Here is an 8,969-nt window from a genome sequence, read left to right on the forward strand (position 1 = left end):
CATCTGCGCCTTTTTTCAGTCACCCCCTTTCGCTAGCAGGGCACTCACTCAGGCTTAAGCTTAATCAGCATATCCTGCGCGAATTGCTGTTTCAGTTCCTGCTTGCTTTTCGTAACGATCTGCCCGTCCGTGCCAATGCTCATATGCTGGGCATCAACATTGTGACGAGACTGGTACAGCATTACGGCCTGCAGGCTGTGTTCTTTCTGTTGCGGTGTCAGTGCAACACCATCGGGCCATTTCCCGAGTTCAACAGCCAGGGCGAGGCGTGCATAAATTTCCGGCGTCATCACATCAATAAGTTGATTAATTTCCATCTGGGCCCCTCGTTTTCGTGCGCGATTATTCATACGGTTTGAATAATAGCTGAATCGATTTTGTCAGTTAGATTACATCACCATTTTCATACGCATTAACCGGCGGTTTTATCGCCGCTTTTGCCATCAGTGAAGCTCATTGAAGCAGAGTTTATGCAGTAACGCTCACCCGTCGGCTTCGGGCCATCCGGGAAAACATGTCCCAAATGGGCCCCGCAGCAGGTGCAGCGGATTTCAATACGCGCCATATTATGCGAATTATCAGTGAGATAATTTATCGCATCCGGGTGAACGGGTTGATAAAAACTTGGCCAGCCACATCCGGAATCGTATTTGGTATCAGAGTAGAACAAGGCTGAGTCACAGACCACGCAATGATAAATCCCTTCGCGGCGGTTGTGCAGCAGCTTGCCGGTGAACGGGGGTTCAGTGCCGCGTTTCTGTGTGACATAACGTTGTGTTTCAGTGAGTTGTTCGAGTGTAGAGGAAGATTTAGTTTCTATGCCCATAGTTTTCGTTCTCTGACGAATATAAAAATCAACGTAAATAACAGTTTATAATAACAAAAAATTAACAACGAGTCTGTCTGTTTTGTCCTAAACTGTATGGCATCAGCGTTAGCCAGCTTACAACTTGTGATGGCGATCACACTCTTGTTCATCCGGCTCTTTATATTCTGTTTTTCGCCCCCATGTGGTTGTGAGCCGATTAAAAAACCGGAACGTGCAATAAGCGAGCAGCAGTAGGTCGTCGCTTTGACTTACAGCAATAATTGACACGATTCCGCTTGACGCTCAGCAAGGTTTTTGTAATTTTACAACCAACCTTTTATTCACTAAAAAAATAGCTGGTGGAATATATGACTATCAAAGTAGGTATCAACGGTTTTGGCCGTATCGGTCGCATTGTTTTCCGTGCTGCTCAAGAACGTTCTGACATCGAGATCGTAGCAATCAACGATCTGTTAGACGCGGACTACATGGCATACATGCTGAAGTACGACTCAACTCATGGTCGTTTCAACGGTACTGTTGAAGTTAAAGACGGTCACCTGGTTGTTAATGGCAAAACCATCCGTGTTACCGCTGAGCGTGATCCAGCTAACCTGAAATGGAACGAAGTTAACGTTGACGTTGTAGCTGAAGCGACAGGTTTGTTCCTGGATGATGCAACTGCGCGTAAACACATCACTGCGGGCGCTAAGAAAGTTGTTCTGACTGGTCCTTCTAAAGACAACACGCCAATGTTCGTTATGGGTGTTAACCATAAAGAATACGCAGGTCAGGAAATTGTTTCTAACGCATCTTGCACCACTAACTGCCTGGCACCACTGGCTAAAGTTATCAACGACAACTTCGGTATCGTTGAAGCGCTGATGACCACCGTGCATGCAACTACCGCAACACAGAAAACTGTCGATGGCCCGTCTCACAAAGACTGGCGCGGCGGCCGCGGCGCATCCCAGAACATCATCCCTTCTTCTACCGGTGCAGCTAAAGCTGTAGGTAAAGTAATCCCGGCTCTGAACGGTAAACTGACAGGTATGGCGTTCCGCGTTCCTACTCCTAACGTTTCTGTTGTTGACCTGACTGCACGTCTGGAAAAACCAGCTTCTTACAAAGAAATCTGCGCAGTAATCAAAGCAGCTTCTGAAGCAGGCGATCTGAAAGGCGTTCTGGGTTACACCGAAGACGACGTAGTATCTACCGACTTCAACGGCGAAAAACTGACTTCCGTATTCGATGCGAAAGCAGGTATCGCGCTGAACGACAACTTTGTGAAACTGGTTTCCTGGTACGATAACGAAACTGGCTACTCAAACAAAGTATTGGATCTGATCGCTCACGTTTCCAAATAATTGGTAATGTGGATGAACTGATTGAAGGGCGACGCAAGTCGCCCTTTTGCTTTCTGTCGGATGCACTTTTTTATCAGCACATGAGTGCGATCAAACAGACAGGTTTGGTTCATGTGTAGTCTTGGTTCAAAATCGAAATTGTTTAACCCTGACAGGACTTTAGATAATGACAGAACAACTCTTTTCTCTTCCGGTCGTAAACCAGATCTCTACCTCCGTCAGCCAGCGTCTTATCGACGAACTGCCGGTGCTCGTGGTTACCCATCCTAAAGTACGTGCTGCGATTGCCCTGCAAGGCGCGCATCTGCTGTCATGGCAGCCTGAAGGCGAAGCACCTGTACTGTGGATGAGCAGCGCCAGTGCGTTCAAAGAAGGCGTCGCGATTCGTGGCGGTATTCCCATTTGCTGGCCGTGGTTTGGTCCGGCAGGCAAACCTTCCCACGGTTTCGCGCGTAACGTGGCATGGGAACTGACTGATCATCAGGAAACTGCTGAAGGTGTAGTACTGACTTTAACGCTGAAAAGCTCCCCTGAAACGCTGGAGTTGTGGCCGCATGAGTTCACGCTGACCGCACGCTTCACACTCGGCTCAACCTGCCATATCGAGCTGGAATCTACCGGTGATTTCGAAGCCAACAGCGCCCTGCACACTTATTTCAACATTGGTGATATCGCCGGTGTCAGCATCAAAGGTCTGGGCAACAGCTTTATCGATAAAGTCGATGGCGCAAAAGCCAAGCAGGAAGAAGGTGACCTGACCTTCACGGGCCAGACTGACCGCATCTATACCCAGCCACAAGCCACCAGCGAAATCGTTGATCCGGTTCTGAAACGTACGCTGGTTGTTGCGCATGAAAATAATGCTGATGTAGTGGCCTGGAACCCAGGTTCAGCACTCTCGGTGAGCATGGCTGATATGCCGGATGATGGGTATAAAACCATGGTGTGTGTGGAAACAGCGCAGGTTTCCCAGACACATAAATCAACACATGCTGCCCCGGCGCGTCTGGCGGTGACCTTCTCAATCCGGAAATAACCGGTTTGTGGGGGTAATCAAGACGAAAAAGGGGCAATTTTGCCCCTTTTTGTCGTCAGATGATTGATATGAAGGGCTGATGTCAGACCATGTCCAGCGGCGTTTTATGATCCGGCGCCGGAAATGCTGTGTCAATTCGTGCTATTTCCTCTTCCGTCAGGCTAAGCGTCAGCGCCGCCGCATTCTCTTTCACGTGCTGGGGTTGTACCGCTTTAGGAATGGCGATGACATTACCCGTGCGTATTACCCAGGCCAGTGCAATCTGTGCACCGCTGACACCCCGTGTTTGGGCGATTTCCTGAATCACCGGTGCCGTCAGCACCTCGTGACGTAACTTTCCTGCCTGTGCCAGCGGGCAATAGGCCATCACAGGAACACTGTGCTCCTCACACCATGGCAGCAGGTCAAACTCAATGCCACGGGCCGCCGCGTGATACAGCACCTGATTGGTCATACATTCATTGCCACCGGGGATTTTCCACAACGCCTGCATATCGTCAGTGTCCAGATTAGAGACACCCCAGCGGCGAATTTTGCCCGATTGCTGCAATGTTTCCATCGCCGCGACAGTGTCATGTAACGGAATCGAACCACGCCAGTGCAACAGATACAGATCCAGACAATCGGTTTTTAATCGCTTCAGACTCTGCTCACAGGCGGCAATCGCTTTCGCACCACCTGCATGGTGCGGATAGACTTTTGACACCAGAAACACATCATCGCGACGACCGGCGATGGCTTCACCTACCACCCTCTCCGCGCCGCCATCTGCGTACATTTCTGCGGTATCGATCAGCGTCATACCGCTATCCACCCCTTGCTGTAAGGCTTTCACTTCGGCACGGAGGTCGCTGTTCCGTTCCCCCATATACCAGGTACCTTGTCCGATTGCGGGTATTGTCGTGCCATCAGGCAACTGCACGGTTTTCGCTTTCATCTGTTTCCTCCGGTTGGGTCATGGGTGAAAAGCCCGTTGAACCATAAATGTGCAAATGGGGCGAATCGCCCCATTACTGTGCACCTCACTCACCAGAACAGTGCATCAGATCAGAAGGTGTAAGTCACTCCCGTCCACAGTACGCCTGTCCATTCTTTTTCAATGATCGGGCTGTCAGTCACTTCACTGGACAGGCGCAGGTAGCGGCCGGTCACGAATCCTTGCCAGTCAGGCGTGAAGTTATATTTTGCAGAAACTTCAACATATGGGCTGAAGCTGTCGTTCGGGGAATAACTGTGGAAACCACTGCGACGGGATTCGTCTTTGGTGACACCATAATAATATTGGGTGAGATTCGAACTGAACCAGGTCACACCAAAGCCCGGCACCACGGCCCAGTTAGAGCCTTTGATGGCATACAGATAACCCAGATCGGCGGTCATGCCATTGCTGGTGTCGAGCGTATCGGCATTAAAGCTGGCGCGGATTGTCCCCCACTCAGCGTCATGCGAATAAGCCAGACCTGCCATCAGCGTTGAGTGACGTTTATCCAGGCGCTTCATGCGTTTATCGTCGCTGTCACTTGGGTCGAAACTTAACGGGAAGTAGCTGCCGGTGATGCTGAGTTTGTTGGCATCATCATTCCACAGGTAATAGCCCGCCATCAGGGTGTGGAAGTAGAAATCATCATTGTCATAATTGATGACCGGCACCGGGTAGACGTGGTCATTATTACCACGGTACGGATCCGGAGCGACCAGCGCAGATGCACCTACCTGCCAGGTTCCCGCCACAGCAGCATGACTGCAAAGCACTGCCGCGCTAACAATGGACAGTGTTTTTAGATTAATCATTTTCATTGTCTTAATTCCATTAAGTAAAAAAACGTCGCTAGTGTAAATGAACCTTAAACGTCACGCTTAGCAATTCTGGGTCTATAAAAAGACATATCCAGAAAAACCGGGGCGATCGCACAATTTAACTGCAAAATATGAAATAAAAATGACTAAAGAAACAACTTCCGCTCTGCAGAGCACGTCCTGTAAGGCTTTTCAGAGCATTCCTGATAACTGAGTCATTGATATGACTTAAAAAACGCCTAAACCATAGAGGAAATTTTCTTAATGCCAAACTACGCTTATAAATAGATGAAAGACTTAGCCTGAACGGTTGCCCGTCCCACCGGGTCTGACAGTGACACATCATCAAGACTGTCAGCTTTGAAGGGTTCTGCAAGTTGGCATAAGGGTTGCTGTAATCAGGTGGGAGATCTTTCTTCCGGGGGCGCTGAAAAAGCTCTCATTAACCTGTGCGTTACCCGAATATTTGGAATTACAGCACGTTGGTGGTTCCAGAGACGAAGGGTAAAATAACGAAGGACGGGCATCGTATGAACATATTTGACCACTATCGCCAGCGCTATGAGGCTGCCAAGGACGAAGAGTTCACACTGCAGGAATTTCTTACCATTGCACGGCAAGATCGCAGTGCTTATGTCAATGCGGCGGAACGTCTGTTGATGGCAATCGGTGAACCAGTGATGGTTGATACCGCGCTTGAACCACGCCTGTCGCGTTTATTCTCGAACCGTGTTGTTGCACGTTACCCTGCATTTGAAGAATTTTACGGCATGGAAGAGGCTATTGAACAGATTGTCTCCTACCTGAAACATGCCGCGCAGGGTCTGGAAGAAAAGAAACAAATCCTTTATTTACTGGGCCCGGTGGGTGGTGGTAAATCGTCACTGGCCGAACGGCTGAAATCCCTGATGCAACGCGTCCCGATTTACGTGCTGAGCGCCAACGGCGAACGCAGCCCGGTAAACGATCACCCGCTGTGCCTGTTTAACCCGCAGGAAGATGCGCATATTCTCGAAAAAGAATACAACATTCCGCCGCGCTATCTCGGCACGATCATGTCGCCCTGGGCGGCAAAACGTCTGCATGAATTCGGGGGCGACATCACGAAGTTTAAAGTCGTGAAAGTCTGGCCGTCGATTCTCGAACAAATCGCCATCGCTAAAACGGAACCGGGCGATGAAAACAACCAGGACATTTCCGCGCTGGTCGGGAAAGTGGATATCCGTAAACTGGAAAACCACGCGCAAAACGATCCGGATGCTTACGGTTATTCCGGTGCATTATGCCGCGCAAACCAGGGTTTAATGGAATTCGTCGAAATGTTTAAGGCACCGATTAAAGTGCTGCATCCGTTACTGACGGCGACTCAGGAAGGTAACTATAACGGTACGGAGGGGATCTCCGCCCTGCCGTTCAATGGCATTATTCTGGCGCACTCCAACGAATCTGAATGGGTGACGTTCCGTAACAACAAGAATAATGAAGCGTTCCTTGACCGTGTATACATCGTCAAAGTGCCATACTGCCTGCGTGTGTCTGAAGAGATGAAAATCTACGATAAACTGCTCAGCAACAGTGAGCTCTCGCATGCCCCTTGCGCACCGGGAACCCTGGAAACGCTCGCGCGCTTTTCGATTCTCTCGCGTCTGAAAACACCAGAAAACTCCAGCAGCTATTCCAAAATGCGGGTGTATGACGGTGAAAGCCTGAAAGATACCGATCCGAAAGCCAAGTCCTATCAGGAATACCGCGATTATGCGGGCGTGGACGAAGGCATGAACGGGCTGTCGACACGTTTTGCATTTAAAATTCTCTCCCGTGTTTTCAACTTTGACCATGCCGAAGTGGCCGCCAACCCGGTTCATCTGTTCTACGTGCTGGAACAGCAAATCGAGCGTGAACAGTTCCCGCAGGATATCGCCGAGAAATATCTGGAGCACCTGAAAGGTTATCTGATCCCAAAATACGCTGAGTTTATCGGCAAAGAGATCCAGACCGCTTATCTTGAGTCCTACTCAGAATACGGACAAAACATTTTCGACCGTTATGTCACGTACGCTGACTTCTGGATCCAGGATCAGGAATACCGCGATCCGGATACCGGACAACTCTTCGACCGTGAATCGCTGAATGCCGAGCTGGAGAAAATTGAAAAACCGGCCGGGATCAGTAATCCAAAAGATTTCCGTAACGAAATCGTCAACTTCGTGCTGCGTGCCCGCGCTAATAACAGCGGCCGCAATCCAAACTGGACCAGTTACGAAAAACTGCGCACGGTGATTGAGAAAAAAATGTTCTCAAATACCGAGGAATTACTGCCAGTTATCTCGTTTAACGCCAAGACGTCGACTGATGAACAGAAAAAACATGATGATTTTGTCGACAGAATGATGGAGAAAGGATACACACGTAAACAGGTCCGCCTGCTGTGTGAATGGTACCTGCGCGTGAGAAAATCCTCATAACAGAAGATCGTTGGCAACGTCGTTTGGGGGAAATATGACGTATTTTATTGACCGCCGGCTGAATGGCAAAAATAAAAGCGCGGTGAACCGCCAGCGCTTTTTGCGCCGCTATAAGTCGCAAATCAAACAGTCGATTGCCGAGGCCATCAACAAGCGTTCGGTCACCGACGTGGATAGCGGGGAGTCGGTTTCGATCCCCAATTCCGATATCAACGAGCCCATGTTTCATCAGGGCCGCGGTGGCTTGCGCCACCGTGTTCACCCCGGCAACGACCACTTTGTACAGAATGACCGCATCGAACGACCGCAGGGGGGCGGCGGCGGCGGCAGTGGTCAGGGCGAAGCCAGTCAGGACGGTGAAGGCGAAGATGAGTTTTCATTCCAGATCTCCAAAGACGAATATCTCGATCTGCTGTTTGAAGATCTGGCGCTGCCAAACCTGAGAAAAAACCAGCACAAGCAGCTGAATGAATTCAAAACCCACCGCTCCGGTTATACGTCTAACGGCGTACCGGCTAATATCAGTGTGGTGCGCTCTTTGCAAAACTCGCTGGCCCGCCGTACGGCGATGACCGCGGGTAAAAAACGGGAGCTGCGTGAGCTGGAATCGACGCTGACCGAGGTCGAGCACAGCGAACCGGCACAATTACTGGAAGAAGAACGGTTGCGCAAAGAGATTGCTGAGCTGCGGGCAAAAATCGCCAAAACGCCGTTTATCGATACCTTTGATTTGCGCTACCGAAACTATGAACGTCGCCCCGAGCCTTCCAGCCAGGCGGTGATGTTCTGTCTGATGGATGTCTCCGGTTCGATGGATCAGGCAACCAAGGACATGGCCAAGCGTTTCTATATCCTGCTCTATCTGTTCCTGAGCCGGACGTATAAGAACGTTGACGTGGTCTATATCCGTCACCATACACAAGCTAAAGAAGTGGATGAACAGGAGTTCTTCTACTCGCAGGAGACCGGCGGCACCATCGTGTCGAGTGCCCTGAAACTGATGGATGAAGTCATTCAGGAACGTTACGACCCGGCGCAGTGGAATATTTATGCCGCGCAGGCCTCCGATGGCGATAACTGGGCTGACGACTCCCCGCTCTGCCACCAGCTTCTGGCACAGAAGATCCTGCCGATGGTGCGTTATTACAGCTATATCGAAATCACCCGCCGCGCCCACCAGACGCTGTGGCGTGAATACGAAGTGCTACAGGAGAAATTCGATAATTTCGCCATGCAGCATATCCGTGAACAGGAAGATATTTATCCGGTATTCAGGGAGCTCTTTCATAAGCAAGTTCAAGACCGCTGATGTTTAGCCTTTAAAACAGCTGGTTAAGTGGCATTATCCAGCTGTTTTCCCTCTTCCCAAGCGCTTTCCCTTTTCAATCAGAGCAGATATTTACCCTTCATTCTGGGGAAGCGCTTTTCTCTGCAAAATCTTTTCTTACGATTCCCTGTGAGGCCATGACGTGTATGAGGGAAAATTTTACGTCCTT

8 protein-coding genes are annotated in these 8,969 nt (G+C 50.0%); 4 read left to right on the plus strand and 4 right to left on the minus strand.

Annotation, left to right across the window (positions count from 1 at the left end):
* Positions 1-44: 44 nt before the first annotated feature.
* Together J1781_RS23150 and msrB are read right to left on the minus strand one after the other, a co-directional pair.
* Positions 45-317: a YeaC family protein gene (locus J1781_RS23150; protein WP_129951136.1), complete on the minus strand. Its 273-nt coding sequence runs from the start codon at positions 315-317 to the stop codon at positions 45-47.
* Between the two features lie 95 nt (positions 318-412).
* Entirely contained in the window at positions 413-826 is a 414-nt protein-coding gene (msrB, locus tag J1781_RS23155; protein WP_217159392.1) for a peptide-methionine (R)-S-oxide reductase MsrB, read from the minus strand.
* Positions 827-1,176: 350 nt separating this feature from the next.
* On the opposite strand from msrB, the gene gapA reads away from it, so the two are divergent.
* Together gapA and J1781_RS23165 are read left to right on the plus strand one after the other, a co-directional pair.
* Positions 1,177-2,175, plus strand: a complete 999-nt coding sequence (gapA, locus tag J1781_RS23160; protein ID WP_013575362.1) for a glyceraldehyde-3-phosphate dehydrogenase — start codon at positions 1,177-1,179, stop codon at positions 2,173-2,175.
* Between the two features lie 166 nt (positions 2,176-2,341).
* Positions 2,342-3,211: a D-hexose-6-phosphate mutarotase gene (locus J1781_RS23165; protein WP_129951134.1), complete on the plus strand. Its 870-nt coding sequence runs from the start codon at positions 2,342-2,344 to the stop codon at positions 3,209-3,211.
* Positions 3,212-3,293: 82 nt separating this feature from the next.
* Here J1781_RS23165 and J1781_RS23170 read toward each other — a convergent pair whose 3' ends face one another.
* Together J1781_RS23170 and J1781_RS23175 are read right to left on the minus strand one after the other, a co-directional pair.
* On the minus strand, positions 3,294-4,148 hold the full coding sequence (locus J1781_RS23170; RefSeq protein ID WP_217234260.1) for an aldo/keto reductase: 855 nt from the start codon (positions 4,146-4,148) through the stop codon (positions 3,294-3,296).
* Between the two features lie 110 nt (positions 4,149-4,258).
* Positions 4,259-5,008, minus strand: a complete 750-nt coding sequence (locus J1781_RS23175) for a MipA/OmpV family protein (protein ID WP_217234261.1) — start codon at positions 5,006-5,008, stop codon at positions 4,259-4,261.
* Positions 5,009-5,538: 530 nt separating this feature from the next.
* On the opposite strand from J1781_RS23175, the gene yeaG reads away from it, so the two are divergent.
* Positions 5,539-7,473 carry a protein kinase YeaG gene (yeaG, locus tag J1781_RS23180; protein WP_129951131.1) on the plus strand — a complete coding sequence of 645 codons (1,935 nt, stop codon included), beginning with the start codon at positions 5,539-5,541 and terminating at the stop codon, positions 7,471-7,473.
* A gap of 34 nt (positions 7,474-7,507) precedes the next feature.
* Positions 7,508-8,782: a YeaH/YhbH family protein gene (locus J1781_RS23185; RefSeq protein WP_217138568.1), complete on the plus strand. Its 1,275-nt coding sequence runs from the start codon at positions 7,508-7,510 to the stop codon at positions 8,780-8,782.
* Positions 8,783-8,969 lie beyond the last annotated feature (187 nt).

This window comes from Rahnella perminowiae (assembly GCF_019049695.1).
GTDB lineage: Bacteria > Pseudomonadota > Gammaproteobacteria > Enterobacterales > Enterobacteriaceae > Rahnella > Rahnella perminowiae.